This window comes from Streptomyces sp. MUM 203J (assembly GCF_022414595.1).
In the GTDB taxonomy this organism is placed as follows: Bacteria; Actinomycetota; Actinomycetes; order Streptomycetales; family Streptomycetaceae; genus Streptomyces.
Map to the genome: position 1 here is coordinate 172098 of NZ_JADWYO010000001.1, position 26864 is coordinate 198961.

Annotated in this window: 26 protein-coding genes; 4 read left to right on the forward strand and 22 right to left on the reverse strand. The window is 71.2% G+C overall.

The annotated features are described in order from the left end of the window. Nucleotides 1-74 precede the first annotated feature (74 nt). The 3 genes from I3F58_RS00755 to I3F58_RS00765 form a co-directional block, all read right to left on the reverse strand. A complete protein-coding gene (locus I3F58_RS00755; RefSeq protein WP_240106142.1) occupies nt 75-3029 on the reverse strand; it encodes an ATP-binding protein in 2955 nt (984 codons plus the stop codon). Between the two features lie 267 nt (nt 3030-3296). Beyond that, complete coding sequence (locus tag I3F58_RS00760) at nt 3297-3620, reverse strand: STAS domain-containing protein (protein ID WP_240106143.1); 324 nt, start codon at nt 3618-3620, stop codon at nt 3297-3299. A 159-nt stretch (nt 3621-3779) separates the two neighbouring features. Further along, complete coding sequence (locus I3F58_RS00765) at nt 3780-4628, reverse strand: 3-hydroxyacyl-CoA dehydrogenase family protein (RefSeq protein ID WP_240106144.1); 849 nt, start codon at nt 4626-4628, stop codon at nt 3780-3782. 217 nt (nt 4629-4845) lie between these two features. Here I3F58_RS00765 and I3F58_RS00770 point away from each other — a divergent pair, with 217 nt between their 5' ends. Then, complete coding sequence (locus I3F58_RS00770; RefSeq protein ID WP_240106145.1) at nt 4846-5418, forward strand: cob(I)yrinic acid a,c-diamide adenosyltransferase; 573 nt, start codon at nt 4846-4848, stop codon at nt 5416-5418. Nucleotides 5419-5555: 137 nt separating this feature from the next. On the opposite strand, the gene I3F58_RS00775 is transcribed toward I3F58_RS00770, so the two are convergent. Next, nucleotides 5556-6161 carry a hypothetical protein gene (locus I3F58_RS00775; RefSeq protein WP_240106146.1) on the reverse strand — a complete coding sequence of 202 codons (606 nt, stop codon included), beginning with the start codon at nt 6159-6161 and terminating at the stop codon, nt 5556-5558. Nucleotides 6162-6363: 202 nt separating this feature from the next. Here I3F58_RS00775 and I3F58_RS00780 point away from each other — a divergent pair, with 202 nt between their 5' ends. The 3 genes from I3F58_RS00780 (at nt 6364) to I3F58_RS00790 (ending at nt 10222) form a co-directional block, all read left to right on the forward strand. Next, nucleotides 6364-7542, forward strand: a complete 1179-nt coding sequence (locus I3F58_RS00780) for a sensor histidine kinase (protein ID WP_240106324.1) — start codon at nt 6364-6366, stop codon at nt 7540-7542. After that, on the forward strand, nt 7539-8213 hold the full coding sequence (locus I3F58_RS00785) for a response regulator transcription factor (protein WP_240106147.1): 675 nt from the start codon (nt 7539-7541) through the stop codon (nt 8211-8213). Before I3F58_RS00780 ends, I3F58_RS00785 begins: the two co-directional genes overlap by 4 nt. A gap of 236 nt (nt 8214-8449) precedes the next feature. Beyond that, complete coding sequence (locus I3F58_RS00790; RefSeq protein WP_240106325.1) at nt 8450-10222, forward strand: glycoside hydrolase family 18 chitinase; 1773 nt, start codon at nt 8450-8452, stop codon at nt 10220-10222. Nucleotides 10223-10286: 64 nt separating this feature from the next. On the opposite strand, the gene I3F58_RS00795 is transcribed toward I3F58_RS00790, so the two are convergent. The 18 genes from I3F58_RS00795 to I3F58_RS00880 form a co-directional block, all read right to left on the reverse strand. Next, nucleotides 10287-10733: a DUF2550 domain-containing protein gene (locus I3F58_RS00795; protein ID WP_240106148.1), complete on the reverse strand. Its 447-nt coding sequence runs from the start codon at nt 10731-10733 to the stop codon at nt 10287-10289. A 173-nt stretch (nt 10734-10906) separates the two neighbouring features. Further along, nucleotides 10907-11284, reverse strand: coding sequence for a F0F1 ATP synthase subunit epsilon (locus tag I3F58_RS00800; RefSeq protein WP_240106149.1), 378 nt, complete (start codon nt 11282-11284; stop codon nt 10907-10909). A gap of 142 nt (nt 11285-11426) precedes the next feature. After that, nucleotides 11427-12869 (reverse strand): F0F1 ATP synthase subunit beta, encoded by a 1443-nt coding sequence (atpD, locus tag I3F58_RS00805; RefSeq protein ID WP_240106150.1) that lies wholly within the window; start codon nt 12867-12869, stop codon nt 11427-11429. Then, the gene (locus I3F58_RS00810; protein WP_240106151.1) at nt 12869-13795 is read right to left on the reverse strand and encodes a F0F1 ATP synthase subunit gamma; all 927 of its coding nucleotides are present in this window, start codon (nt 13793-13795) and stop codon (nt 12869-12871) included. Before I3F58_RS00810 ends, atpD begins: the two co-directional genes overlap by 1 nt. A gap of 20 nt (nt 13796-13815) precedes the next feature. Continuing rightward, the gene (gene atpA / locus I3F58_RS00815; RefSeq protein ID WP_240106152.1) at nt 13816-15414 is read right to left on the reverse strand and encodes a F0F1 ATP synthase subunit alpha; all 1599 of its coding nucleotides are present in this window, start codon (nt 15412-15414) and stop codon (nt 13816-13818) included. A 159-nt stretch (nt 15415-15573) separates the two neighbouring features. Continuing rightward, nucleotides 15574-16389 carry a F0F1 ATP synthase subunit delta gene (locus tag I3F58_RS00820; RefSeq protein WP_240106153.1) on the reverse strand — a complete coding sequence of 272 codons (816 nt, stop codon included), beginning with the start codon at nt 16387-16389 and terminating at the stop codon, nt 15574-15576. Then, a complete protein-coding gene (locus I3F58_RS00825) occupies nt 16386-16931 on the reverse strand; it encodes a F0F1 ATP synthase subunit B (protein WP_240106154.1) in 546 nt (181 codons plus the stop codon). The genes I3F58_RS00820 and I3F58_RS00825 overlap by 4 nt, the downstream gene beginning before the upstream one ends. 40 nt (nt 16932-16971) lie before the next feature. After that, nucleotides 16972-17223 (reverse strand): F0F1 ATP synthase subunit C, encoded by a 252-nt coding sequence (locus tag I3F58_RS00830; RefSeq protein WP_240106155.1) that lies wholly within the window; start codon nt 17221-17223, stop codon nt 16972-16974. A 76-nt stretch (nt 17224-17299) separates the two neighbouring features. After that, the gene (gene atpB, locus I3F58_RS00835; RefSeq protein WP_240106156.1) at nt 17300-18115 is read right to left on the reverse strand and encodes a F0F1 ATP synthase subunit A; all 816 of its coding nucleotides are present in this window, start codon (nt 18113-18115) and stop codon (nt 17300-17302) included. A 218-nt stretch (nt 18116-18333) separates the two neighbouring features. After that, nucleotides 18334-18792 carry a hypothetical protein gene (locus I3F58_RS00840; protein WP_240106157.1) on the reverse strand — a complete coding sequence of 153 codons (459 nt, stop codon included), beginning with the start codon at nt 18790-18792 and terminating at the stop codon, nt 18334-18336. Nucleotides 18793-19053: 261 nt separating this feature from the next. Next, nucleotides 19054-20373: an MraY family glycosyltransferase gene (locus I3F58_RS00845; RefSeq protein ID WP_240106158.1), complete on the reverse strand. Its 1320-nt coding sequence runs from the start codon at nt 20371-20373 to the stop codon at nt 19054-19056. A gap of 109 nt (nt 20374-20482) precedes the next feature. Then, entirely contained in the window at nt 20483-21727 is a 1245-nt protein-coding gene (glyA, locus tag I3F58_RS00850; protein ID WP_240106159.1) for a serine hydroxymethyltransferase, read from the reverse strand. Between the two features lie 173 nt (nt 21728-21900). After that, on the reverse strand, nt 21901-22539 hold the full coding sequence (locus I3F58_RS00855; RefSeq protein ID WP_240106160.1) for a protein-tyrosine-phosphatase: 639 nt from the start codon (nt 22537-22539) through the stop codon (nt 21901-21903). Continuing rightward, entirely contained in the window at nt 22536-23183 is a 648-nt protein-coding gene (locus I3F58_RS00860; RefSeq protein WP_240106161.1) for an L-threonylcarbamoyladenylate synthase, read from the reverse strand. Before I3F58_RS00860 ends, I3F58_RS00855 begins: the two co-directional genes overlap by 4 nt. Nucleotides 23184-23235: 52 nt before the next feature. After that, nucleotides 23236-24081, reverse strand: coding sequence for a peptide chain release factor N(5)-glutamine methyltransferase (gene prmC, locus I3F58_RS00865; RefSeq protein WP_240106162.1), 846 nt, complete (start codon nt 24079-24081; stop codon nt 23236-23238). A 45-nt stretch (nt 24082-24126) separates the two neighbouring features. Next, complete coding sequence (gene prfA, locus I3F58_RS00870; protein ID WP_240106163.1) at nt 24127-25194, reverse strand: peptide chain release factor 1; 1068 nt, start codon at nt 25192-25194, stop codon at nt 24127-24129. Between the two features lie 138 nt (nt 25195-25332). After that, on the reverse strand, nt 25333-25560 hold the full coding sequence (gene rpmE, locus I3F58_RS00875) for a 50S ribosomal protein L31 (protein ID WP_240106164.1): 228 nt from the start codon (nt 25558-25560) through the stop codon (nt 25333-25335). Between the two features lie 187 nt (nt 25561-25747). Further along, nucleotides 25748-26842: an LCP family protein gene (locus I3F58_RS00880; protein WP_240106165.1), complete on the reverse strand. Its 1095-nt coding sequence runs from the start codon at nt 26840-26842 to the stop codon at nt 25748-25750. Between the last annotated feature and the right edge of the window lie 22 nt (nt 26843-26864).

Below are 26864 nucleotides of genomic sequence, written 5' to 3' on the forward strand. Positions count from 1 at the left end.
GAGAACTCGGAAACGGCACGGCCCCGGGGGCGGCGGAACACCCGCCCCCGGGGCCTTCGCCGTACGTCTCCGGGTCAGGCCGTCACGCTGGTCTCGTCCGGCTCGTCCGGAACCGTGGCCGAGCCGCTCGCCGTCGGCACGGTGCCCCCGGCGCTCTCCCCGGTCGTACCGCCCGCCTCCCCGCCGCCGGAGCCGGTCGTGCCGCCGTCGCCGCCGGTGGACCCGTCGGTGGTTCCGCCGGTGGTCCCACCGGTGGTTCCGCCGGTGCTGTCCGTGCCGCCGGTCGTGGAGTCGCCTCCGCCCGCGGTCGTCCCGCCGCCGGTGGTCGTCCCGGTGCTGTCGCCGCCCGTGGTGGTCCCGCCGCCGGTGGAGTCGCCGCCCGTGGTGGTCCCGCCGCCGGTGGAGCTGCCGCCGGTCGACGTACCGCCCGTCGAACCGCCGGTGGAACCGCCCGACGTGCCTCCGCCGGTGGACGTGGACGAGCCGCTGTCGCTCGGGGACGGGGAGGAGGAGCCGCCCGTCGCAGTCGAGGAGTCTCCGCTCGGCGACGTACCGGGCGAGGAGCCGTTCGGGGACCGGGTGCCCGGGGACGAGGCGTCGCCCGCCGTGCCGGTGGCGCCGGGCTGGGCGGAGGAGCCGGGGGTCCCGTCGGATCCTCCGGTGGTGCCCGTCCCGCCGGTGGTGCCCGCACCCGGGGTGGAGCCGTCCGGTTCGCCGCTCAGGCCGTCGCCGGTCCCGCCGTCGCCCGGGGCGTCGTCGCCGGAACCGGTGCCGGTGCCGTCATCGGCGCCCGTCGAACGGTCCGTGCCGATCGTGCTGTTGCCGGGCGTGCCCGTGTCCGTGCCGTCGCCGGAGGTCGCGCCCAGCGTGACGACGGTGCCGAGGACGGCGGCGAGCAGCGCGCCCGCCCCGGCCGCGGCCAGGTTGCGGCGGGTACCGGTCAGGACACCGCCGCGCAGCGCGGCGAGCGGCCGGCGCCACTTGCCGTAGCCGGGCCCGCCGTCGCCGGGATGGGAGGCGAAAGCGCCCTTCGTGGTGTGGTCGCCCTGGTACGGGTACGGGGCCGGCGCGCCGCCCTCGGAGCCGTACACGACCGTGTCCGCAACGGCACCGCTCGCAGCTCCCTCGGGCACGGGCACGCCGGCCGCCGCACGCGCGGGCGCACCGCCCCGCGCACCTCCGGGTTCGCCGCCCGGCCACACGTCCCCGCCGAAGCCCTGCCCCGGTCCGGCCGCGTCCGCCACCCCCAGCCCGCGCTCGCGGTCGGCCACCAGGGCCAGGGCCCTGCGCCCGGCGACCGTGCCGCGCTTGTCGGCCAGCGCCCCGCGCATGCCGATCGACGCCTCCAGCTCGGCCCGGGCCCGGTCCAGATTGCCGGAGCACAGCGCGAGAACGCCCAGCTCGTGGTGGAAGTAGGCCTCTTCCGCGACCTCGCCCGCGACCCGCGCGGCGGCCTGCCCGGCCCGCAGCGCGCGCTCCCAGGCGCCCCAGTGCAGCCCGGCCGCGAAGGCCGGGGCGGCGCTGCGGGCGAGCAGGACGGCTGCGCTCGCGTGACCGGCCTCCTGGCTCGGCGCGAGCGCGGTGAGCGCGGCCAGCACCGCGTCGGCCTCGGCGGCGACCCGTTCGGGCGCGACGGACGGGTGGCCCGCCCACCAGGCGTAGTGCTGGGCGGCGGTGTGAACACGGGTCAGGGTGTCGTCGGCGTAGCCGCGTTCGGTGAGCTGTTCGGGGATGCCCGCGGCGAGCCGGTAACGGGGTCCGACGGGGGTGAGCAGCCCGCAGCCGAGGAGTTCGCCGAGGGCGGCGTCGGCATGGGTGTCCCCGATCAGGGCGGGCAGGTGCGCCTGGTGCGGCACCTCGCCGCCGAGGGCGAGCGCGAACCGCAGGGTCTCGCGAGCGGCCTCGGAGAGCCGGGAGGCCAGCAGGGTCGCGGGCGCGGCGGCCTCACCGAGGCTGGGCAGCGGGATCTCCCGGCGGTCGCTGAAGACGCTGGCGTCGTCGTCGCCGTCCTCCGCGTCGTCCGGTGCGGTGTCCGGGGCGTCGGCGTCCTCCGCGTCGGTGTCGTCGTCGAAGGCCGCGACCGCGTCGGCGGGCGAGGAGGCGAGCGCCGCGTGCTGGGCGTCGCGCTGCCGGAGCAGGGCGGCGGCCTGGACGAAGCGGAGGGGCAGGCCCTCGGACTCGAACCAGAGGTCGCCCGCCCAGTTGGCCTCGTCCTCGGTGAGGTCGCGGTCCACGGCATGGGTCAGCAGCTCGACTGTGGCGGTCCGGTCGAGTCCGGTGAGGAAGACCTCCTCCACGTCGGTGCCGGGCGAGGGCGCCGGGGTCGCGGGCGTGGCGGCGAGGAGGAAGGCGCACTCGGGCGCGGCGTCGAGCAGCTCGTCGAGGGCGGCGCCGCCGAACTCCAGGTCGTCGACCACGACCACGGCGCCGATCTCGCGGACGGCGGCGAGCAGCGCGGCCCGGTCGGGCCGGTGTCCGGGCGCGTCGTGGACGGCCGCGAACAGTTCGTGGAGCAGCTCGGTCGGGGTCCGGCGGTGGCCGGACAGGCGTATGAGCCCGTCGGGAGCGAGGGCGGCGCAGTCGGCGGCGACGGCGTCGAGAAGCAGGGTGCGCCCGGATCCGGAGGGGCCGGTCAGGCGCGCGGAGCGGCCCCGGGTGAGGAGCCGTACGAGCCGGCCGTGCTGTTCGTCCCGTTCCAGCAGCGGCGGCGGCGTGGCGGTGGAGGGCGGCCGCGGGGCGACGGCGCGGGCGCGTTCGGCTCGCTGCTCGGCGGTGTACCGGGCGGGGACTCCGGGGCGGCGGCCGGGCGGGCAGGGCTCGATCTCGCTGCCGTCGACGGGGTTGACGGTGAGCAGGAAGTCGCCCGCGGTCAGCTGGGCGGTGCGGGCGGGCGCGTTCGGGCCGCCCGGGGCGAGCGGGGGCGGGAGGTCGTCGCGGGACGTGCGGGCGCGGCCGGTGTCTCCGTCGCCGGAGTCCGCGGCGGCGTCGGGCCGACCGTGCTCGTCCGGCCGCCGGTTCATCGGGTCCATGGTGGGTGCCCCCCAAAGCGTCGTGCGGCGAAGCCCTTCCCCGGCCGTGGTGCACGCGCGGTGTCCGTCGGTTGCTGGGCAGACGCCCGAAACCCTAGACGCTCGCCGGGCGTCCCGGAACATCCGGGTGGCCGGGCACCCCAAGACGTCATGGTCTCAGGGGGATTGGCCGACCGGGCAATCCCGGGGGTGTTTGTCGGTCATATACGGACAGGTCCGGCGCCGGAGGCCGGTGCCGGACCTGTGACGGGGCCCTGGCGGGCCCCGTCACACCCGGGGCAACGATTCAGCGGCGATTCCGCCCTCGATGGCGAGGATCCGGTGGAGCCGGGTGGCCACGAGGAGACGCTGCATCTGGGGCGGTACGCCGCGCAGCACGAGCCGCCGGCCGCAGCGGCCGGCCCGGCGGTGGGCGCCCATGATGACCCCGAGCCCGGTGGCGTCCCAGGAGTCGAGACCGGTCAGGTCGAGCACGAGGTCGCCGTTTCCGTCGTCGACGGCCGTGTGCAGGACCGTACGGGCGTCCGCCGCGCTGCGGACATCGAGGCGGCCCCCGACGACCAGCTCGGTGTGGTCGCCCCTGATGTGCATATCGCGCTCCCCGAGAGTGCTGTGGCGGTGCGTTCGTTGCAACAACTGACTGCCGCATCGGCAGACCAGTTGCGCGTTGTAAGCAAACCGATACCCAATTCACCCGTTGGGGTGAGGGCGGTCTGGCGAGCGGTGCCCGGTACGGGTAGCGGGCGGCGCTCAGTACGTGTAGAAGCCCTGCCCGCTCTTGCGGCCGATGTCACCCGCGTCCACCATCCGGCGCATCAGCTCCGGCGGCGCGAACTTCTCGTCCTGGGACTCGGTGTAGATGTTGCTCGTGGCGTGCAGCAGGATGTCGACCCCGGTGAGGTCGGCGGTGGCGAGCGGCCCCATCGCGTGCCCGAAGCCCAGCTTGCAGGCGACGTCGATGTCCTCGGCGGAGGCGACACCCGACTCGTGCAGCTTGGCGGCCTCGACGACCAGCGCGGAGATCAGACGCGTCGTCACAAAGCCTGCGACGTCACGGTTGACGACGATGCAGGTCTTGCCAACGGACTCCGCGAACTCGCGGGCGGTGGCGAGGGTCTCGTCGCTCGTCTTGTAGCCGCGGACCAGTTCGCAGAGCTGCATCATCGGCACGGGCGAGAAGAAGTGCGCGCCGACGACCCGCTCCGGGCGCTCGGTGACAGCCGCGATCTTGGTGATCGGGATGGCGGAGGTGTTGGACGCGAGAACGGCGTCGTCCTTGGCCAGTTTGTCGAGCGCGCGGAAGATCTCGTGCTTGACCTCCAGCTTCTCGAACACGGCCTCCACGACGATGTCCGCGTCCGCCACGGCGTCCAGGTCGGTGGTGGGGGTGATCCGGGCGAAGGCGGCCTCGGCGTCGGCCGCGTCCAGCTTGCCCTTGGAGACGAACTTGTCGTACGACGCCTTGATGCCGTCCGTGCCGCGCGTCAGGGCGGCGTCGGTGACATCCCGCAGGACGACCTCCCAGCCCGCCTGGGCCGAGACCTGAGCGATGCCGGAACCCATGAGACCGGCACCGATGACGGCGAGCTTCCTGGCCACGTTCTCTCCCCTTAATGCGTTGACCCGGGGGCTGGATCCGGTCGCGGCCGCGCCGCGGGCCCCCGGCCCCCGGCCGGACCTGAGTAACAGGCGTTCACTTGAGTGTTCTCGGGCGGGAGGTTACTGCCCGGGAGGCACTCTGTGGCGACGAAGAGATACGCGTCACGTCTCACATGACGGACATCACACCGGACGCGGGCGTGACTACGCTGACCGTATGGTCAATCTGACGCGTATCTACACCCGCACCGGCGACAAGGGCACGACCGCGCTGGGCGACATGAGCCGCACCGCCAAGACCGACCCGCGGATCGGGGCGTACGCCGACGCGAACGAGGCCAACGCGGTGATCGGCACGGCGATCGCGCTGGGCGCGCTGCCGGAGGAGGTCGTGAAGGTCCTCACACGTGTCCAGAACGACCTGTTCGACGTGGGCGCGGACCTGTCGACGCCGGTGGTGAAGGACCCGGAGTACCCGCCGCTGCGGGTCGAGCAGTCCTACATCGACAAGCTGGAGGCGGACTGCGACCGCTTCCTGGAGGACCTGGAGAAGCTCCGTTCCTTCATCCTCCCCGGCGGCACCCCCGGCGCGGCCCTCCTCCACCAGGCCTGCACGGTCGTCCGCCGCGCGGAACGCTCGACGTGGGCCGCCATGGAGTCCCACGGCGACACGATGAACCCCCTGACGGCGACGTACCTGAACCGCCTGTCGGACCTGCTGTTCATCCTGGCGCGAGTGGCGAACAAGGAGGTCGGGGACGTGCTGTGGGTGCCCGGCGGGGAGCGGTGACCCGCGCAGGCCGGCCACCGCACGAGGGCGGGTCCCGCGCTCTCGGCCCGGCCGGCGGCTGAGGGAACGCCCCGCCCGGCCCCGGCGGGGGCGGGGCCCGCACCCCGGCCCGCCCGGCGCCCGGGAACAAGCGCCGGTCAGGCGCGATTCGAGGTCCGGGGCGGAGCCTCGGCTTCGGGAAGGGGCGCGGCGGGGGAGGAAACCTCCGGCGCCGGAGCCTTACGGGGCCAGATCGCGTACGTCGCGGCGACCAGTCCGTGGAAGAACACCACCCGCCACGCCGTACCCGTCCAGTCCTGGAGCGGCGCCACGCGGGACGGGTCGTCGACGTACCGGATCGCCGCCCACAGCAGCACCGTCGCCACCGCGGCCCCCACCACCGTCCCGAGCCACAACCGCCCCTCGTACCGGGCCCGGGCCGTTCCGTACCGGGGCGGACCCGCGGGGCGCGGCCCGCCGCCGAGCCGGTGCGCGGCGTGGCCGTCCAGCCACTTCACCGTCCGGTGGCCGTGCCCGACGGTGTAGCCGATGTACAGCGCGGCCAGCCCGTGCGCCCAGCTCGGCTCCGCCCCGTTGCGCAGGTCCACCGCCGTCGCGATGAGCAGGACGATCTCCAGCAGGGGCTCGCACAGAAGCAGCGCAGCGCCCGTCCGGGGCATCCGCAGCAGGTAACGGGCGGTGAGGCCGGCCGCGAGGAGCACCCAGAAACCGACCTCACAGGCCACGATCAGTGTCAGCACCATGCCGTCCAGCCTGCCGCCCCGCACGGGCGCGGGGCGTCGTCGGGGGTGACGAGAGGACGGGCGCCCGGACTGCATCCTTCGATGTACTCGCAGGTCGCACCACCCGGCGAGGCAGGGGAGCGGCGCACCGGTGTTGGATGGGACCGTGACGCTCCCCCGCCCCCGGCTGCCGATTCCGCCGCCGCACCGCGACGACATCATCATGGCCGTCAGCGGCCTGGCCGGCGGGGTGCTGCTCTGGGCGCTCGGGCTGCACATGCAGGGCGAGCAGCACGCGCTCATCCACACGGACCGGCTGATGCTGCTGCCGCTGTTCGTGATGGCCGGACTGGAACTGATCCGGCGCACCAGGCCCAGGACGGCGCTCCTCGTCGGCACGGCCGCGATCGTGGCGGACCAGCTCACCCGGGGCAACATCGCGACGGTCCTGATGTTCACGGACCTCGTCTACGCCGCCGTGCTGTACGGAACTCCCGCCTCCGCCCGCCGGATCCCGGTCACGACCGGGCTGATCACCGTCGGCGTGTCCCTAGGGTTCCTCGCCTGGTGGCAGCAGCCCGAGGCTCTGCTGCTGGGTGTGCTCACCGGCCTCATCTCGTTCGCGCCCGCCACCACCGGCGCCATCGTCCGCAACCACCGCGAGGCCGCCGACGCGGCCCGGCTGCGGGCCGAACAGACGGCGCTGCTCGCGGAGATGGACCGCCGGCAGGCCGTGACCGCCGAGCGCGCCCGGATGGCCCGCGAGCTCCACGACATGGTGGCCGGCCACCTGTCCGCCATCGCCATCCACTCGACCGCGGCGCTGTCCCTGGACGACCCGGGGACCAGCCGGGACGCCCTGGGAGTGATCCGGGAGAACAGCGTCGAGGGCCTCGCCGAGATGCGGCGCCTCATCGGCCTGCTGCGCGACGGCACCGGCGGGAACGGTGACGCCCCCGCCCCCGCCCCCACCCTGGACGGCCTCCCCGCCCTCGTGCGCCAGGCCGAAGCCGCAGGCGCGGCAGGCGCCCTGACGTTCACCCTGGACGCCCCCGGGCAGAACGCGCGGGACGCGCTTCCCGCGCCGGTCGAGCTGGCCGCGTACCGCATCGTCCAGGAATCCCTGACCAACGCCCTCAAGCACGCCGCCCCGGGCCCCGTCCGCATCTCCCTGCGCCGCACCGGCCACGCCCTGGCCGTGCACGTCACCAGCGTCTACGGGGACACGCCCCCAGGACCGCGCGCCCCCGGCTCGGGTGCCGGACTCGTCGGCATGCGGGAGCGGGTCGCCCTGCTCGGCGGGGAGTTCACGGCGGGCCCCGCCGAAGGGGCGGAGCACACGCAGTGGCACGTACGGGCCGAACTCCCCGTACGAGCGGACGACAAGGAGCCGTCGGCATGACCCCCACGAGTGACACGCCCGGCCCCCGGAAGATCCGCGTACTCGTCGCCGAGGACCAGCAGGCCGTACGCGCGGGCCTCGTCCTCATCCTGCGCAGCGCCCCCGACATCGAGGTCGCCGGGGAGGCGGGCGACGGCGAGGAGGCGGTCCGGCTGGCGCGCGAACTGCGCCCCGACCTCGTCCTGATGGACGTGCAGATGCCGCTGCTGGACGGGGTGTCGGCCACCCGCAGGGTCGTCGCCGAGCGCCTCGCGGACGTGCTGATCCTGACCACCTTCGATCTGGACGAGTACGTGTTCGGCGCGCTGCGCGCCGGTGCCGCCGGGTTCCTGCTGAAGAACACCGAGGCCCGGGACCTCATCGAGGCGGTGCGGACCGTGGCGCGGGGCGAGGGCACGATCGCCCCGGCGGTGACCCGCCGTCTCATCGCGGAGTTCGCCGCGCCGCCGCGCAGGCACCCCGCGCCCGACCCGGCCGTACTGAAGCCGCTCACCCGGCGGGAGCGCGAGGTGCTGTCCTGCCTCGGGGAGGGTCTGTCCAACGCCCAGATCGCGGAGCGGCTCGACATGGCCGAGGCCACGGTCAAGACCCACGTCAGCAGGCTCCTCAACAAGCTGGACCTGCGCAGTCGCGTCCAAGCGGCCGTCATGGCACAGGAGTTGGGGGTCTGACCGCAAGCGCCCCAGCCATCCCGCTACTGGTCTGGACCTATTGACGATTGGTCCAGACCTTCCTACGCTCACGGCGCGGCCCTGTCATGGACGCATGCACGCACGGACCCCCACCTTGTCCGTTCGCATCTTGAGGAGCACCGTTGAGCACGAGCACTCAAGCACCACCGCGCAGAGGGAGACTCCGGGCCAGAGCCACGGCCGGAGCCACCGCCCTGCTGCTTCCCCTGGCCGCGATGGTCGGCCTCGCCAGCCCCGCCCAGGCCGCGGCCTCCGCGACCGCGACGTACACCAAGGTCCAGGACTGGGGCACCGGGTTCCAGGGCAAGTGGACGGTGAAGAACACCGGCACCACCACCCTGAACTCCTGGACCGTCGAGTGGGACTACCCCGCCGGCACCTCGGTCACCTCCGCCTGGGACGCCTCCGTCACCGGCAGCGGCACCCACTGGACCGCCAAGAACCTGAGCTGGAACGGTACCCTCGCCCCGGGCGCCTCCGTCTCCTTCGGGTTCAACGGCAAGGGCGACGGCTCCCCGTCGGGCTGCAAGCTGAACGGCGGCTCGTGTGACGGCGGCCCGTCACAGCCCGGCGACGAGCCGCCCTCCGCTCCCGGAACACCCACCGCCTCCGGGATCACCGACACCTCGGCCAAGCTGAGCTGGGCGGCTGCCAGCGACGACAAGGGCGTCAAGAACTACGACGTCCTGCGCGACGGCGCCAAGGTCGCCACGGTCACCGGGCTGTCCTACACGGACACCGGCCTGACCCCGGGCACCGACTACTCGTACAGCGTCCAGGCCCGGGACACCGCGGCCCAGACCGGCCCGGTCAGCGCGTCGGTCAAGGTCACCACCACCGGCGGGGACCCCGGCCCGGGCCCCGGGCCGTCCGAGCACATCAAGATGGGCTACTTCACCAACTGGGGCGTCTACGGCCGGAACTACCACGTCAAGGACATCGTGACGTCCGGCTCCGCCGAGAAGATCACGCACATCAACTACGCCTTCGGGAACGTCCAGGGCGGCAAGTGCACGATCGGTGACGGCTACGCCGACTACGACAAGGCGTACACCGCCGCCCAGTCCGTCGACGGGGTCGCGGACACCTGGGACCAGCCACTGCGCGGCAACTTCAACCAGCTCCGCAAGCTCAAGGCGAAGTACCCGCACATCAAGGTGCTGTGGTCGTTCGGCGGCTGGACCTGGTCCGGCGGCTTCGGCCAGGCCCTGCAGAACCCGGAGGCCTTCGCCAAGTCCTGCTACGACCTGGTGGAGGACCCGCGGTGGGCCGATGTCTTCGACGGCATCGACCTGGACTGGGAGTACCCCAACGCCTGCGGTCTGAGCTGTGACACCAGCGGCTACGACTCCATGTCGCGGATGATGAAGGCCATGCGCGCGCAGTTCGGCCAGGACAACCTGCTCACCGCGGCGATCACGGCCGACGCCTCCGAGGGCGGCAAGATCGACTCCGCGGACTACGGCCCGGCCGCGAAGTACGTCGACTGGTACAACGTGATGACGTACGACTTCTTCGGCGCCTGGGCGGCGAAGGGCCCGACGGCCCCGCACTCCCCGCTCACCGCCTACCCCGGCATCCCGCAGGACGGCTTCAACTCCGCGGCGGCGATCGCCAAGCTGAAGGCCAAGGGCATCACGTCCGACAAGCTGCTGCTCGGCATCGGCTTCTACGGGCGCGGCTGGACCGGCGTGACCCAGAAGGAGCCGGGCGGCACGGCGACGGGCCCGGCGGCCGGCACCTACGAGCAGGGCATCGAGGACTACAAGGTCCTCAGGAGCTCCTGCCCGGCGAACGGCACGGTGGCCGGCACGGCGTACGCGCACTGCGGCACCAACTGGTGGAGCTACGACACCCCCGAGACGATCCGCGCGAAGATGGCGTGGGCCAAGCGCCAGGGCCTGGGCGGCGCGTTCTTCTGGGAGTTCAGCGGCGACACCGCGAACGGCGAACTCGTGAGCGCGATCCACACGGGCCTCGCGTCCTGACCCGGCAACGCAAGGGGCCGCACCCTCCACGAGGGTGCGGCCCACTGTGCGTGTTCACGCGAGGTCAGGCGACGTTCACCCGCTGTCCCGGAGGCGCCGCCTCCAGCCAGGCCAGAAAGCCGGTGAGGGCGTCCTCGCTCATCGCCAGCTCCACCCTCGTCCCCCGGTGCAGACAGCCCAGCACCACCGCGTCCGAGAGCAGTGCCAGCTCCTCCTCACCCTCCGGCATCCGGCGGGCGAGGACCTCGATGGCATCACGCTCCAGCACCCGGCGCGGGCGGGGCGCGTACGAGAAGACCCGGAACCAGGCGATCCGGTCACCGCTGTAGCGGGCGACCCCGTAGACCCAGCCCTTGCCGGACGGGTCGCCCTCCTCCGGAACGTTCCAGCGCAGGCTGCAGTCGAAGGTACCGCCGGAACGCTGGATCAGCCGCCGCCGCAGTCCGAAGACGAAGAGCCCGATCACCACCAGTGAGACGACAATCGCGCTCAGCAGCAGAGCGAGGATCATCTCCACCGACCTCCTCGCTTCTCCCCGTTACGGATACCCACGCGTACCTGTCATCTGCATCGCCTCAGCCGCGGCCCGGTCTGGAAGGTCCAGCCCGGGCCGCGGCTGAGGGTTTGCCGGCCCGCCCCGCAGTACGGGGCGGGCCGGCGTCATGCTCCGCGGTGGTGCGCCGGTCAGCGCGCCGCCGTCACCGCGCGCAGCCGGACCTCGGCGCGCCGCTCGGCGGCGGCGTCCGAATCCGACTTGGCGCGCTCCAGCGCGCGCTCGGCACGCTGGGTGTCGATCTCGTCCGCCAGCTCCGCGATCTCCGCGAGCAGGGACAGCTTGTCGTCCGCGAACGAGATGAAACCGCCGTGCACCGCGGCGACGACCGTCTCACCTTCACTCGTACGGATGGTCACCGGGCCCGACTCCAGCACACCGAGCAGCGGCTGGTGCCCGGGCATGACGCCGATGTCGCCGGAGGTGGTGCGCGCGATGACCAGGGTGGCCTCGCCGGACCAGACACTCCGGTCCGCGGCGACCAGCTCGACGTGCAGCTCAGCAGCCAAGGGTGGCTCCTCGGGTCACCACCCGGCGGGATGTGCCGGGTGTTGGGTCACAAGTCTAGTAGGACTGCCGGGGCTCGGTGCCGGCAGCCGGGGGTGCGGGAAGGGGGCGGGCGGGCCCGCCCCCTTCACAGAGGCACAGACGTCAGCTGACGCCCAGCTCCTTCGCGTTCTTCTTCAGGTCCTCGAGACCACCGCACATGAAGAACGCCTGCTCCGGGAAGTGGTCGAACTCACCGTCGCAGATCGCGTTGAACGCGGCGATCGACTCGTCGAGCGGCACGTCCGAGCCGTCCACACCGGTGAACTGCTTCGCCGCGTGGGTGTTCTGGGACAGGAAGCGCTCGACACGACGGGCGCGGTGGACGACCAGCTTGTCCTCTTCACCCAGCTCGTCGATACCGAGGATCGCGATGATGTCCTGGAGGTCCTTGTACTTCTGGAGGATCCCCTTGACGCGCATCGCGGTCTGGTAGTGGTCCTGCGCGATGTAGCGCGGGTCCAGGATCCGGGACGTGGAGTCCAGCGGGTCCACGGCCGGGTAGATGCCCTTCTCGGAGATCGGACGGGAGAGAACCGTCGTCGCGTCGAGGTGGGCGAAGGTGGTGGCCGGGGCCGGGTCGGTCAGGTCGTCCGCGGGGACGTAGATCGCCTGCATGGAGGTGATCGAGTGACCGCGGGTCGAGGTGATGCGCTCCTGGAGGAGGCCCATCTCGTCGGCCAGGTTCGGCTGGTAACCCACCGCGGACGGCATGCGGCCGAGCAGGGTGGACACCTCGGAACCGGCCTGGGTGAAGCGGAAGATGTTGTCGATGAAGAACAGCACGTCCTGCTTCTGGACGTCACGGAAGTACTCCGCCATCGTCAGACCGGCCAGTGCCACGCGCAGACGGGTGCCCGGGGGCTCGTCCATCTGCCCGAAGACCAGCGCGGTCTTGTCCAGCACGCCGGACTCGTCCATCTCCGCGATGAGGTCGTTGCCCTCACGGGTGCGCTCACCGACGCCCGCGAAGACGGAGACGCCCTCGTGGAGGTTGGCGACACGCATGATCATTTCCTGGATCAGCACGGTCTTGCCGACACCGGCACCACCGAACAGACCGATCTTTCCACCCTTGACGTACGGGGTGAGGAGGTCGACCACCTTCAGGCCGGTCTCGAACATCTCGGTCTTGGACTCGAGCTGGTCGAAGGCCGGGGCCTGGCGGTGGATCGCCCAGCGCTCGGTCTCCTGGCCGTTGGCCTCGGGCTCGTTCAGCACCTCACCGAGGGTGTTGAACACCTTGCCCTTGGTGAAGTCGCCGACCGGGACGGTGATGCCGTCGCCGGTGTCGGTGACCGGGGCCTGGCGGACCAGACCGTCGGTGGGCTGCATCGAGATCGTACGGACCAGGCCCTCACCGAGGTGCTGGGCGACCTCGAGGGTCAGGGTCTTGGTGCTGCCGGGGCTGGCCGGGTCGGCCACCTCCACGTGCAGCGCGTTGTAGATCTCCGGCATCGCGTCGACGGGGAACTCCACGTCGACGACCGGGCCGATGACCCGGGCGACGCGGCCAGTCGCCGTGGCCGTCTCAACAGTCGTCGTCATTACTTGTCACTCCCCGCGGTCGCGTCGGCCAGGGCGCTGGCGCCTCCGACGATCTCGCTGATTTCCTGGGTGATTTCGGCCTGGCGGGCCTGGTTGGCAAGGCGGGTGTACGTGTTGATCAGCTCACCCGCGTTGTCCGTCGCGGACTTCATCGCCTTGCGGCGGGCGGCGTGCTCGGAGGCAGCCGCCTGCAGCAGGGCGTTGTAGATCCGGCTCTCGACGTACCGGGGCATGAGGGCGTCCAGGACGTCCTCCGCCGACGGCTCGAACTCGAACAGCGGCAGCAGTTCCTTCGAGCCGCCCTCGGCGCCCTCGCCACCCTCGGCCTCGGAGAGGCTGAGGGGCAGCATCCGGTTGTCGACCGGCGTCTGCGTCAGCATCGAGACGAACTCGGTGAACACGATGTGGAGCTCGTCCACACCGCCCTCGGCCGTGTCCTTCTCGATGGCCTCGATCAGCGGGCCCGCGATCTTCTTGGCGTCCTCGTACGACGGGTTGTCGGTGAAGCCGGTCCACGAGTCCGCGACCGGCATCTCGCGGAAGCCGTAGTAGGCGACACCCTTGCGGCCGACGATGAACGTGTCGACCTCCTTGCCCTCACCGCGCAGCCGCTCGGTGAGCCGGGCGGCCGTCTTGATGGCGTTGGAGGAGTAGCCGCCGGCCAGACCGCGGTCGCTCGTGACGAGCAGCACCGCGGAGCGGACCGGGGTCTCGGCCTCCGTGGTCAGCGGGTGCTTGGTGTTCGAGCCGGTCGCCACCGCCGTGACCGCGCGGGTCAGCTCGGTCGCGTACGGCGTGGAGGCCGCCACCTTGCGCTGCGCCTTGACGATGCGCGAGGCGGAGATCATCTCCATCGCCTTGGTGATCTTCTTGGTCGCCGTGACCGACTTGATCCGACGCTTGTAGACCCGGAGCTGGGCTCCCATGGATCAGGTCCCTTCCGTCGTCACTTCGAGGCGTTGACGGCGGCCGGGGTGTCCTCACCGAGCAGCTTGCCGTCCGACGTCTCGAACTGCTTCTTGAAGGTGCTGATGCACTCCGCGACCTTGCCGAGCGTGTCGTCCGACATCTTGCCGCCCTCGCGGATCGACGTCATGAGCGAACCGTGCTCGCGGTGCAGGTAGTCCAGCAGCTCCGTCTCGAAGCGGCGGATGTCCTCGACCGGGACGTCGTCCATCTTGCCGGTGGTGCCGGCCCAGACGGAGACGACCTGGTTCTCGGTGGACATGGGCTGGTACTGCGGCTGCTTCAGCAGCTCGACCATGCGCTTGCCGCGCTCCAGGGCCGACTTCGAAGCGGCGTCCAGGTCGGAACCGAAGGCGGCGAACGCCTCCAGCTCACGGTACTGGGCGAGGTCCACACGGAGGCGGCCGGAGACCTGCTTCATGGCCTTGTGCTGGGCGGAGCCACCGACTCGGGAGACCGAGATACCGACGTTCAGGGCCGGGCGCTGACCGGCGTTGAACAGGTCGGACTCCAGGAAGCACTGGCCGTCGGTGATGGAGATGACGTTGGTCGGAATGAACGCCGACACGTCGTTGGCCTTGGTCTCGACGACCGGCAGACCGGTCATCGAACCGGCACCCATCTCGTCGGAGAGCTTGGCGCAGCGCTCCAGCAGACGGGAGTGCAGGTAGAAGACGTCACCCGGGTAGGCCTCACGGCCCGGCGGGCGGCGCAGCAGCAGGGACACGGCGCGGTAGGCGTCGGCCTGCTTCGACAGGTCGTCGAAGACGATGAGGACGTGCTTGCCCTCGTACATCCAGTGCTGACCGATGGCGGAGCCGGTGTAGGGCGCCAGGTACTTGAAGCCGGCCGGGTCGGACGCCGGGGCGGCGACGATGGTCGTGTACTCCAGGGCACCGGCCTCCTCCAGCGCGCCGCGCACGGACGCGATGGTGGAGCCCTTCTGGCCGATGGCGACGTAGATGCAGCGGACCTGCTTCTTCGGGTCGCCGGTGCGCCAGTTGTCACGCTGGTTGATGATCGTGTCGACGCACAGCGCGGTCTTGCCGGTCTGACGGTCACCGATGACCAGCTGACGCTGACCACGGCCGACCGGGGTCATGGCGTCGACGGCCTTGTAGCCGGTCTCCATCGGCTCGTGCACCGACTTGCGCTGCATGACCGTGGGGGCCTGCAGCTCAAGGGCGCGACGGCCGGACGTCTCGATCTCGCCGAGGCCGTCGATCGGCTTGCCGAGCGGGTCGACGACGCGACCCAGGTAGCCCTCACCGACGGGGACGGACAGGACCTCGCCGGTGCGCTGCACCGACTGGCCTTCCTCGATGCCGCTGAACTCACCGAGGACGATCGCACCGATCTCGCGCTCCTCGAGGTTGAGGGCGAGACCGAGGGTGCCGTCCTCGAACTTCAGCAGCTCGTTGGCCATGGTCGAGGGCAGTCCCTCGACCTTGGCGATGCCGTCGCCGGCGAGGCTGACAGTGCCGACCTCCTCGCGCGAGGCCGCGTCCGGCTTGTACGACTGGACAAAGGTCTCCAGTGCGTCCCGGATCTCCTCCGGCCGGATCGTGAGCTCCGCCATCTGGGTTCCCTGCTCTCCTTGTTGGGCCCGAAGTCTTCTTGGGGGGTCTGGGGGCTCCCCCCAGAACTTCTGCATCCTGTGCACGGCCCAACCGGGCCGTAGGTAACGCTTTGTTGGGTGTTGTGCCTGGTACGCCGAGCGACCCGGTACGTCAGACCGTCAGCCGGCCAGTCGCCGGGACGCCTCGTCGAGGCGGCTGGCGACGGAACCGTCGATCAGCTCGTCTCCGACCCGCACCGAGATCCCGCCGAGGACCGTCGGGTCCACGTCCAGGTTCAGGTGCATCTGCCGGCCGTACACCTTCGCCAGCACGGCGCCGAGGCGCTGCTTCTGCCGGTCGGTGAGCGGTACCGCCGACGTGACGACCGCGACCATCCGGTCCCGGCGCGCCGCGGCGAGCTTGGACAGGGACTCGAGGCCCCCCTCCAGGCTACGTCCTCGGGGCGCGGTGACCAGGCGGACGATCAGGCGCTCGGTCACCGCGTTCGCCTTGCCGCCGAGCAGGCTGCGCAGCAGCTCGCCCTTGGCGGTGGCGGTGGCGGTCCGGTCGGTCAGCGCGGCGCGCAGCGCGGTGCTGGAGGCGACGATCCGGCCGAACCGGAACAGCTCGTCCTCCACGTCGTCCAGCGCACCGGACCGCTGGGCCGCGGTGAGGTCCGCCGTGTTCGCCAGCTCCTCGACCGCGTCGACCAGGTCGCGCGACTGGGACCAGCGGGAGCGGACCATGCCGGAGACCAGGTCGACGGTCTCGCCGCCCACCTGACCGCTCAGCAGTCGCGCGGCCAGTTCGGCCTTGGCCTCTCCGGCCTGCGCCGGGTCGGTGAGGACCCGACGCAGCGACACTTCGCGGTCGAGCAGCGCGGTGACGGCGGCCAGTTCCCCGGCGAGCTCCGCCGCGTCGACCGACGTGTTGTCGGTCAGCGCGTCGAGGCGCTCACGTGCGGCAACCAGTGCCTCGCGGCTCGCTCCGTTCATCGGGCGGCCTCGGCCTTCTCCTCGAGCTCGTCGAGGAAACGGTCGATGGTGCGGCTCTGGCGGGCGACGTCCTCAAGGGACTCGCCGACCAGCTTGCCGGCCAGGTCCGTCGCGAGCTGGCCGACGTCCTGCCGCAGCGCGGAGGAGGCGGCCTTGCGGTCGGCCTCGATCTGGACGTGGCCGGCGGCGATGATCTCGTCGCGCTGGCGCTGGCCCTCCGCCTTCATCTCGGCGATGATCGCGGCGCCCTGCTCCTGAGCCTCCTGGCGCAGACGCGCGGCCTCGTGGCGGGCCTCGGCGAGCTGGGCCTTGTACTGCTCAAGAACGCTCTGGGCCTCGATCTGAGCGGCCTCGGCCTTCTCGATGCCGCCTTCGATGGCCTCGCGACGCTCGTCCAGAACCTTGTTGATGTTCGGGAGGAGCTTCTTGGCGAGGAAGCCGAAGACGATGGCGAAGGCGAGCAGGCCGATGACGAGCTCTGGGATCGGCGGAATGAGGGGGTTCTGGACCTCCTCCTGCGCCAGCTGAACCAGGGGGCTCATATCTGTGCCTTTCGTCGAAAGGGGCAGTCCGACGGCCGGGTCAGGAGCCGGGGGTCGGGTAGACGAACGGCATGACCAGACCGATCAGGGCGAGCGCCTCACAGAGGACGAAGCCGAGGATCTGGTTGCCGCGGATCAGGCCGGCCGCCTCGGGCTGGCGGGCGAGGGCCTGGGTGCCGTTACCGAAGATGATGCCGACGCCGACGCCGGGGCCGATGGCCGCGAGGCCGTAGCCGATGGCGCCGAGGTTGCCCTGGATGTTGACGGCGGCGAGGGTCTCGAGAGCGGACATGCCGTTTCTTCCTTCTCTTTTACGGACCGGTGGCGATGGTCACCGGACGACTGGCGGGGTGGGGCCTGGCAGTGACTCAGTGGTGCTCGGCGAGAGCGCCCTGAATGTAGTTGCAGGCCAGGAGGACGAAGACGTAGGCCTGCAGCGCCTGGATGAACAGCTCGAAGACGGTCAGCAGCAGGACCATCACGAACGAGATGCCGGCGTAGGCGATCCCGATGCCGTTCAGCAGGTACCAGCTGGCGATCGTGAAGATCAGGAGCAGCACGTGGCCGGCGAACATGTTCGCGAAGAGCCGGACCGCGTGGGTGAAGGGGCGGACCAGGAGGTTCGAGAAGAGCTCGATCACCATGACGGCCGGGAGCACCGGGCCGAGCGACTTGTCGTAGCCGGCGATGTTCTTCCAGCCGCCCACGAAGCCGTGGCGCTTGAAGGTCAGGCTGACCCACATGATGTAGACGATCGCGGCCAGACCGGCGGGGAAGGCGATGACCGAGGTCACGGGGAACTGGGCGAGCGGAACGATCGACCAGAGGTTCATGATCCAGATGAAGAAGAACATCGAGACCATGATCGGGACGTACTTCTCGCCCTCGCGCTTGCCGAGCGTCTCGTAGACGACGCCGCGGCGCACGAAGTCGTAACCGGCCTCACCGACCATCTGGAGCTTGCCGGGGACCAGCTTGGGCTTGTTGAAGGCGGCCCAGAAGAAGCCCACGACCACGACCGTGGTGACCAGCGCCAGCAGCATCGGCTTGTTGAACTCGAAGCCGCCGACCGTGAAGATCGGCTCGAAGATAAAGGAGTGCAGGCCGGGGGCCGGGAAGCCACATCCGTCGAAGATGTGACAGTCGGTCTCGAAGGCGAGCACCTGCGTCGGGTCAGCACTCACCGCGGGCTCCTTCAGCGTGGCGCATAGGTACGGCAACCTCGTTGTGTCGGCGCGGCGCGCAGCCGCGGTTCGGCACTGGACTGGTGTTTCGAATCTGGGGGCGGCGGCTCGGTGTCGAACCTCGCGATGGGACAGGCGCCTGCTCGGACGGCCGCGCCCGCGGTGCCGCACTCGGCATCGGACGATAGCAGCTCGTCGAACGCGCCCTTATCCCGGCCCTACTTCTCACGGGCAAGGCCCGCCGTCCGGGGCTCTGCGCCCTTCGCGGCGTCCGGCTTCGAGGTGTCCGGTTCGACGTAGAGGACCTTGGCCTTCATGTGTCCGATCGTCTGTGCGGTCACCCAGGTGAGGGTGGTCGCGATCAGCGAGATCGCGAAGGCACGGGGATGGAACAGCGTGGTGTTCTTGAAGGTGGCGAGGAACACGAACAGCACAAGGATCTGCGTCGTGTAGAGCACCAGCCCCATCGCCTGGAAGAGGTGCGGCAGGGACTTGGCGGTACGCAGGAGCACCAGCAGGCTGAGCCCCATGAAGAAGGTCGTCACCAGCACCGCGACGACGGCCCCCATTGCCCCCTGACCACCGGCGAAGACAGCGGCGACAGCGGCGGCGATCGCGCCGACGGCGGCTGTGGGCACAGCAGCCTGGAGCAGCGTGCGGACGTCGTTGGACAGCATGGCGGCATCTCCGCATACGGGGTGGGGGCAGGGTGTCGTCATGGACGAGCGTAGGCCCGGTCCGAGGCAGATCTCGGGGCCAACGAGCCGTCGCACTACGGCCCTTCGGCACTGTCGCCGGGTCTCGTGAACCGTATCACAAACTATTTGAAGAGGTCTTTACCCGATGGTGTGCTAACTCTCACACATGAGAGTGACACTGCGCGTGTGTGCGCGACAGTAGAGGTATTCGCCTGCTAATGCCCCCAGTTGAGGCATTCGTCAACTCGGCGTTCCGGCCTTCCGCCGTTCGGGGAGCCGCGAACGGGCCCCGATGGCGGTCGCCCCGTTGACCCCCGCCGGAACGGGTTCCGGCTCCTCCGCGTCCTCGTCCCCGTGCTCCAGCCCCGCCGTGAGAAACGGCGCGACCTTCCGGCGCCGGTAGCGCGGCGGCACGAACGACTGGGCCCACAACGGCGCACGGGGCTTGAACCGGGGCAGGAGCAGGAGCACCAGGCCCAGGGCGCTCAGCGCCACGATCGGCAGCATGATCCACATGGACGCCGAGTGCACCGAGTACATGAGTGTCCCGAACGCGATCAGCGCGGACCAGAAGTACATGATGAAGACGGCCCGGCTGTGCGAGTGCCCGATCTCCAGCAGCCGGTGGTGCAGATGCCCCCGGTCTGCCGCGAACGGTGACTTGCCCTTCCAGGTGCGCCGCACGATCGCCAGCACCAGGTCGGCCATCGGGATCGCGATGATCGTCAGCGGCAGCAGCAGCGGGATGAACACCGGCAGCGCGGCGTGCGTGGCCTGCCGGGTGGAACCGCCCTCGAAGAGCTTCAGCGTGTCCGGGTCGACCTGGCCGGTGATCGAGATCGCGGACGCGGCCAGCACCAGCCCGATGAGCATCGACCCGGAGTCGCCCATGAAGATCCGGGCCGGGTGCATGTTGTGCGGCAGGAACCCCAGGCACATGCCGATCAACACGGCCGCGAAGAGCGTGGCCGGTGCCGCGGCCTCGATCCCGTACCCGAACCAGAGCCGGTAGGCGTACAGGAAGAACGCCGCGGACGCGATGCACACCATGCCGGCGGCCAGGCCGTCGAGCCCGTCGACGAAGTTCACCGCGTTGATGGTGAGCACCACCAGCGCCACCGTCAGGAGCGTGCCCTGCCACTGGGTGATCCCGACGGTGCCGACACCCGGGATGGGCAGCCACAGGATCGTCAGACCCTGCACGACCATGACACCCGCGGCGATCATCTGGGCGCCCAGCTTGATCAGCGCGTCCAGCTCGAACTTGTCGTCGAGGACACCGATCAGCCAGATCAGGGCGGCCCCCGAGAGCAGCGCACGCGGCTCGTTGGACAGGGCGAACACGCTGTTCAGACGGTCCAGGTGGTCCGCCACCAGCAGCCCCGCGCACAGCCCGCCGAACATCGCGATCCCGCCGAGCCGGGGCGTCGGCTCCTGGTGCACATCACGCGCCCGGATCTCCGGCATGGCACCGGAGGCGATGGCGAACTTCCGCACCGGGCCGGTGAGCAGATAGGTCACCACGGCCGTGATGCAGAGCGTCAGCAGGTAGTTACGCACGGGCTGCCCCACAGGAATCGCTGGCCATCACAGCCCCACACCCTAGTCCCGACGCTCATGTGCTTACGGACACCGGAGCGCCGCCGACGGTTGCGGAAGGCCGACTTCCCTACCGATACGGGGGAAACCGCCCGGCCAGTTCACGCACCTGCGGACGAGCGGCGAGCGCCTCCTCCTCGCCGCGGAGGGCGTACGCGAACAGTTCCGCGGCCCGCTCCATCTCGTCCCGCCCCATTCCCTGCGTGGTCACGGCGGCGGTCCCGAACCGGATGCCGCGCGAGTCGCCGTACGGCAGGGCACTGGTGTCGAGCACGATCCCCGCGGCGGCCAGCCGGGCCCGGGCGACCCGCCCGTCGACACCGAGCGGCGCGGGATCGGCCACGACCAGATGGGTGTCGGTCCCGCCCGTGGCGATGACGAGCCCGTACGTGGACAGCGCCTCGGCCAGTACCCGGGCGTTGGCGACGACCTGATGGGCGTACACGGCGAAGGCGGGCGTCGCGGCCTCCCCGAAGGCGACGGCCTTGGCGGCGATGGTGTGCATCTGGGCGCCGCCCTGGGTGAACGGGAACACCGCCCGGTCGATCCGCGCGCCCAGCTCGTCCCCGCACAGCAGCATGCCGCCGCGGGGGCCTCTCAGCACCTTGTGTGTGGTCGCGCACACGACGTCCGCGTACGGGACGGGACTGGGCGCGGCGCCCCCGGCGACCAGCCCGATGGGGTGGGCGGCGTCCACGACGAGCGCGGCGCCCACCTCGTCCGCGATCTCCCGGAAGACGGCGTAGTCGATATGCCTCGGATAGGAGATCGACCCGCAGACGATCGCCTTCGGCCGGTGCTGGTGGGCCAGCGCCCGGACCTGGTGTTCGTCGATGAGCCCGCTCTCGGCGTCGACGCCGTACGGGACGAAGTCGAACCACCGCCCGGAGAAGTTGTCGGCCGCGCCGTGGGTGAGGTGCCCCCCGTGGGCCAGACCCATCGCGAGCACGGTGTCCCCGGGCCGCAGCAGCGCGGCGTACGCGGCGAGCACCGCGGCGGATCCGGAATGCGGCTGTACGTTCGCGTGCTCGGCCGCGAAGAGCGCGACGGCCCGTGAGACGGCGAGCCGCTCGGCGGCGTCCACGTACTCGCAGCCGCCGTGGTAGCGGGCGCCGGGGTACCCCTCGGCGTACTTGTTGGCGAGCCGCGAGCCGAGGGCGGCGAGAACGGCGGGCGAGGTGAAGTTCTCCGCGGCGATGAGCTGCAGGCTGTCGTCCTGGCGCCGCGCCTCCCCCTCCAGGACGTCCGCGACCTCCGGGTCTCGCTGCCGCAGCGCGTCGATACCCGTACTCGCGGCTCCAGCGGTGACCGACATGGCTGACCCCGCCTGCAGTGGACGACTCCGTGCCCCTCCAATGTAGGCCGAGGCACCCGATTCAGCCCGTCCGGCGTTCGGGGACGAGCGGCGAAGCGTGCCAAGGCGGGGCCGGGGCGGTGCCACCGCTTACGGGGGTCGCGGGGTCGCGGGAAGGACACGCGCCGCGACCGCTACCGGCGCGGCACCCCCGTCAGCGCCGTCACCACGGGGTCCAGCGCCTCATGGATCTCGTCCCCGACAGCGCGGAAGTACGTGATCGGCCCGCCGTACGGGTCGTTCACCTCGTCCGCCTCCGCGCTGGGCGCCAGCAGCCACCCCCGCAGCGCCGCCGCCGCGTGCACCAGTGCCTGCGCGCGGGCCACGACCCCGTCGGCCGAGGGATCCGGCAGAGTGTGCGGATCTATGGCCCGCACCAGCCGCGTGAACTCCTTGAGTGTGAACGTCCGCAGCCCCGCGCTGTGTCCCATGGAGATGACCTGGGCCCGGTGGTCACGGGTCGCCGTCAGCACCAGGTCCGCGCGGATCACGTGGTCGTCCATCAGCTCCCGCCCGGCGAACCCGCTCGCGTCCGCCCCGAAGTCCGCGAGTACCGCCTCCGCGTTGGCCTCCATGGGCGCCCCCTCGTGTCCCCACGTTCCCGCGCTCTCGACGACGAGCCCGCACCGCGAGGTGTCTCCCAGCCGGTCGTGCAGGGCATGGCGGGTCAGCCGCTCGGTGATCGGCGAGCGGCATACGTTGCCGGTGCTGACGTGGAGGATGCGGAAGGTGGAACGCCCCGTGCCTATGCCACGCCCCTCAGGGGCCGTCAATTGGCCACCTCAAGGTCGGGAACGACCTTGCGCAGCTCCTCCACCGACACGGCCCCCGCACGCAGCAGAACGGGCACGTCCCGCGTGACGTCGACGATCGACGAGGGGACGATCCCGGGCGTCGGGCCCCCGTCCAGGTACACGGACACGGAGTCCCCGAGCATGCCCTGCGCGGCGTCGCAGTCCTCCGGAGCCGGGTGCCCGGTCAGGTTCGCGGACGACACGGCCATCGGGCCGACCTCCGTCAGCAGCTCGATGGCGACGGGGTGCAGCGGCATCCGGACCGCGACGGTGCCCCGGGTGTCGCCCAGGTCCCACATCAGGGACGGCTGGTGCTTGGCGACCAGCGTCAGCGCACCCGGCCAGAAGGCGTCGACGAGTTCCCACGCCTGCTCGGAGAAGTCCGTGACCAGCCCGTGCAGGGTGTTGGGCGAACCGATGAGCACCGGGGTCGGCATGTTCCGGCCGCGCCCCTTCGCCTCCAGCAGGTCCGCGACCGCCTCGGAGCTGAAGGCGTCCGCGCCGACGCCGTACACGGTGTCCGTGGGCAGCACGACCAGCTCGCCGCGGCGCACCGCCGACGCGGCCTCACGCAGGCCCATCGCGCGGTCGGTCGCGTCGTTGCAGTCGTATCGCCGTGCCATCAGCGGGCCTCCTCGTACACGTACAGGTACATATGCATGCTGCTCGGGGTGGTCAAGGCAGCGCCTTGCGGGCGGTCGCGAAGCGCGGGCGGTTGTTCAGGTCCGGGTGGTCGGCGGCGTCGGCCCAGCCGGACTGCTCGCTGAAGATCCACGGCACCTGGCCGCCCTGGGTGTCGGCGTGCTCGACGACGACGAGCCCGCCGGGCCGCAGCAGCCGGTGCGCGGTGCGCTCGATCCCGCGGATCACGTCGAGACCGTCCTCGCCGGAGAACAGCGCCATGTCGGGGTCGTGGTCGCGGGCCTCGGGCGCGACGTACTCCCACTCGGTGAGCGGGATGTACGGCGGGTTGGAGATGACCAGGTCGACCTGGCCGTTCAGTTCGGGCAGGGCGGTCAGCGCGTCGCCCCGGTGGACGGTGACGCGTGAGCCTTCCGCGTTCTTCCGGGTCCACACCAGCGCGTCCTCGGACAGCTCCACGGCGTGCACCCGCGAGCGCGGCACCTCCTGGGCCATGGCCAGCGCGATCGCGCCCGAACCGGAACACAGGTCGACGACCAGCGGCTCGACGACGTCCATGGCGCGCACCGCGTTTATGGCCCAGTCGACGACGGACTCGGTCTCCGGCCGGGGCACGAACACCCCTGGTCCGACCTGGAGTTCCAGGTAGCGGAAGAACGCCCGTCCCGTGATGTGCTGGAGCGGCTCACGGGCTTCCCGGCGGGCGACCGCCTCCCAGTAGCGGGCGTCGAAGTCGGCGTCCTTGACGGTGTGCAGTTCCCCCCGCTTGACTCCGTGCACGAACGCGGCGAGCTCCTCCGCGTCGAAGCGCGGTGACGGCACGCCGGCGTCGGCCAGCCGCTGGGTGGCCTGGGCCACCTCGGCAAGCAGCAGGTTCACGGGTCCTCCGGGCTGGGGCAGCGGGCTGTTCGGTGCACCGCGTCGTTACGCCGCGGCGAGCTTGGCGGCGGAGTCGGCGTCGACACACGCCTGGATCACGGCGTCCAGGTCCCCGTCGAGGACCTGGTCCAGGTTGTAGGCCTTGAAGCCCACACGGTGGTCGGAGATGCGGTTCTCCGGGAAGTTGTACGTCCGGATCTTCTCCGACCGGTCGACCGTCCGCACCTGGCTGCGCCGGGCGTCGGCGGCCTCCCGCTCGGCCTCCTCCTGGGCGATGGCGAGCAGCCGGGACCGCAGGATGCGCAGCGCCTGCTCCTTGTTCTGGAGCTGGCTCTTCTCGTTCTGGCAGGAGGCGACGACACCGGTCGGGAGGTGCGTGATCCGCACGGCGGAGTCGGTGGTGTTCACCGACTGCCCGCCGGGACCGGAGGACCGGTACACGTCGATCCGCAGGTCGTTCGGGTTGATCTCGACGTCGACCTCCTCCGCCTCGGGTGTGACGAGGACACCGGCGGCGGAGGTGTGGATACGGCCCTGCGACTCGGTGGCGGGCACGCGCTGCACGCGGTGCACCCCGCCCTCGTACTTCATCCGCGCCCAGACGCCCTGCCCGGGCTCGATCTGCCCGCGCGCCTTCACGGCGACCTGGACGTCCTTGTAGCCGCCCAGCTCGGACTCGGTGGCGTCGATGATCTCGGTCTTCCAGCCGACGCGCTCGGCGTACCGCAGGTACATGCGCAGCAGGTCTCCGGCGAACAGCGCGGACTCGTCGCCTCCGGCCCCGGCCTTGATCTCCAGGATGACGTCCTTGTCGTCGCTGGGGTCGCGGGGCACGAGCAGCAGCCGCAGCCGTTCGGTCAGCTCCTCGCGGCGCGCCTCCAGCTCCTTCACCTCGGCGGCGAAGTCGGGGTCGTCGGCGGCCAGCTCACGGGCCGTGTCGATGTCGTCGCCGGTCTGCTTCCAGGAGCGGTACGCGGCGATGACCGGCGTCAGCTCGGCGTAGCGCTTGTTGAGCCGGCGGGCGTTCGCCTGGTCGGCGTGGACCGCGGGGTCGGCGAGCTGCTTCTCCAGGTCGGCGTGTTCTCCGACCAGTTCCTCGACCGCCTCGAACATCGGGGGCTCCTGATTTCCGTATGACTCGGGCCTGCGACCGGGCCGACGACTTGGGCCCGCGCTCCGGGCCTGCGGGGACCAAAAAGCCGGTCCCGGCCGACCCCCAGCGGGGCGGCCGGAGACCGGCGCGAGGGCTCGCTACTTCTTGGCGGAGCCGGCGGCCTTCTTGCCGAAGCGGGCCTCGAAGCGGGCCACACGGCCACCGGTGTCGAGGATCTTCTGCTTGCCCGTGTAGAACGGGTGGCACTCGGAGCAGACCTCGGCGCGGATGGTGCCGCCGTCGATCGTGCTGCGGGTGGTGAACGACGCGCCGCAGGTGCAGCTCACCTGGGTCTCGACGTACTCGGGGTGAATGTCGCGCTTCAAGGTGTCTCCTAGGTTGTGGAGGGCACCGGGTCGCACGCGCGGGCTGCGGGTGCGTGAACCGGGGCCGACGTACCAGTCTGCCAGGACCGGCCGCATCTCCCAAAACCGGGGCCTCCCCGGATCTATTCCGCCCCCGCCGACGCGGCCCGGCGGCGCCCCGGACCGCGTTCCGCGGGGGCGCGCCGGGCTACCGCACCACGCCCTCGGCCTGCCCGGTGGCCGTGTCCTTCGTCGCCTCCGCCGGAATCGGCAGATCCCGCCGCAGCGCGTCCCAGACCTGCTGGGCCTGCGCGTCGACGGGCACGACCCGGTTCCGGTCCACGGTGTCGTACACGACCGGCAGCGTGATCATCTGCACGCCGTCCGCGTCCAGCCCCGCCAGCCCGCTCGCGAAGTCCGCCAGCTCCTGCACGCCGTCCAGCTCGGAGTCCGGCCTGATCGCCTTGGTCGCTGCGTCCGCGAGCCCCCAGACCTTGCCGGGACCGCTGAAGACGCCGACCTTCTTCACCTGCTCCATCAGCGCCTTGATGAAGGCCTGCTGGAGCTGGATCCGCCCGAGGTCGCTGCCCTCCCCGACCGCCTTCCGGGTCCGGACCAGCCCGAGGGCCTGCTCACCGTCCAGCAGATGGGTGCCCGCCGCCAGATCGAGGTGGCTGCTGCCGTCCTTGATCGGCTGGGTGGTGGTGACCTCGACCCCGCCCAGCTCGTCGATGAGCTTCTTGAAGCCCGTGAAGTCGACCTCGATGTAGTGGTCCATGCGGATGCCCGACATCTGCTCCACCGTCTTCACGGCGCAGGCGGGCCCGCCCACCTCGTACGCGGTGTTGAACATCGCCCGGTACGCGGCGGGCACGGCCGTCCCGTCCCGGTCGGTGCACTCGGGGCGGGTGATCAGCGTGTCGCGCGGGATCGAGACGACGCTCGCCGCCTTGTGGCCCTCGTACACGTGGACGATCATCGCCGTGTCGGAGCGGGCCGAGCCGCCGTCGTCGCGGCCGTACGCGGAGTTGTCACCGGCCCGCGAGTCGGATCCGAGGACCAGGATGTCCATGGAACCGTTGTCGATGTTCTTCGGCCGGTTGTCCCCGAGCTGCGTGTTGATGTCGACGCTCTCGATGTTGCCGTCGAGCTTGACGTACGCCCCGCCGATGGCGGCCCCGCCGGCCAGCAGCAGCCCGACGGCCGTCCACGCGGCGGCGCCGAGTCCCCTGCGCGGTGTCGCGGACCCGCCGCGCCGACGGCCCGATCCGCGTATTCGGCCGCGCGTCTCCTGCTTGCCCATGCTCTCCCCGGTTCGCCCGCTG

What these genes read in the sequence shown, in the direction of transcription:
- I3F58_RS00755 (WP_240106142.1), bottom strand. Translation starts at nt 3,029, where the DNA reads ATGGACCCGATGAACCGGCGGCCGGACGAGCACGGTCGGCCCGACGCC.
- I3F58_RS00830 (WP_240106155.1), bottom strand. Translation starts at nt 17,223, where the DNA reads ATGTCCGCTCTCGAGACCCTCGCCGCCGTCAACATCCAGGGCAACCTC.
- I3F58_RS00770 (WP_240106145.1), top strand. Translation starts at nt 4,846, where the DNA reads ATGGTCAATCTGACGCGTATCTACACCCGCACCGGCGACAAGGGCACG.
- I3F58_RS00790 (WP_240106325.1), top strand. Translation starts at nt 8,450, where the DNA reads ATGGTCGGCCTCGCCAGCCCCGCCCAGGCCGCGGCCTCCGCGACCGCG.
- I3F58_RS00775 (WP_240106146.1), bottom strand. Translation starts at nt 6,161, where the DNA reads ATGGTGCTGACACTGATCGTGGCCTGTGAGGTCGGTTTCTGGGTGCTC.
- I3F58_RS00840 (WP_240106157.1), bottom strand. Translation starts at nt 18,792, where the DNA reads ATGCTGTCCAACGACGTCCGCACGCTGCTCCAGGCTGCTGTGCCCACA.
- glyA (WP_240106159.1), bottom strand. Translation starts at nt 21,727, where the DNA reads ATGTCGGTCACCGCTGGAGCCGCGAGTACGGGTATCGACGCGCTGCGG.
- I3F58_RS00820 (WP_240106153.1), bottom strand. Translation starts at nt 16,389, where the DNA reads ATGAACGGAGCGAGCCGCGAGGCACTGGTTGCCGCACGTGAGCGCCTC.
- prfA (WP_240106163.1), bottom strand. Translation starts at nt 25,194, where the DNA reads ATGTTCGAGGCGGTCGAGGAACTGGTCGGAGAACACGCCGACCTGGAG.
- atpD (WP_240106150.1), bottom strand. Translation starts at nt 12,869, where the DNA reads ATGACGACGACTGTTGAGACGGCCACGGCGACTGGCCGCGTCGCCCGG.
- I3F58_RS00825 (WP_240106154.1), bottom strand. Translation starts at nt 16,931, where the DNA reads ATGAGCCCCCTGGTTCAGCTGGCGCAGGAGGAGGTCCAGAACCCCCTC.
- I3F58_RS00860 (WP_240106161.1), bottom strand. Translation starts at nt 23,183, where the DNA reads ATGGCACGGCGATACGACTGCAACGACGCGACCGACCGCGCGATGGGC.
- I3F58_RS00795 (WP_240106148.1), bottom strand. Translation starts at nt 10,733, where the DNA reads ATGATCCTCGCTCTGCTGCTGAGCGCGATTGTCGTCTCACTGGTGGTG.
- I3F58_RS00810 (WP_240106151.1), bottom strand. Translation starts at nt 13,795, where the DNA reads ATGGGAGCCCAGCTCCGGGTCTACAAGCGTCGGATCAAGTCGGTCACG.
- atpA (WP_240106152.1), bottom strand. Translation starts at nt 15,414, where the DNA reads ATGGCGGAGCTCACGATCCGGCCGGAGGAGATCCGGGACGCACTGGAG.
- I3F58_RS00760 (WP_240106143.1), bottom strand. Translation starts at nt 3,620, where the DNA reads ATGCACATCAGGGGCGACCACACCGAGCTGGTCGTCGGGGGCCGCCTC.
- I3F58_RS00880 (WP_240106165.1), bottom strand. Translation starts at nt 26,842, where the DNA reads ATGGGCAAGCAGGAGACGCGCGGCCGAATACGCGGATCGGGCCGTCGG.
- I3F58_RS00780 (WP_240106324.1), top strand. Translation starts at nt 6,364, where the DNA reads ATGGCCGTCAGCGGCCTGGCCGGCGGGGTGCTGCTCTGGGCGCTCGGG.
- I3F58_RS00785 (WP_240106147.1), top strand. Translation starts at nt 7,539, where the DNA reads ATGACCCCCACGAGTGACACGCCCGGCCCCCGGAAGATCCGCGTACTC.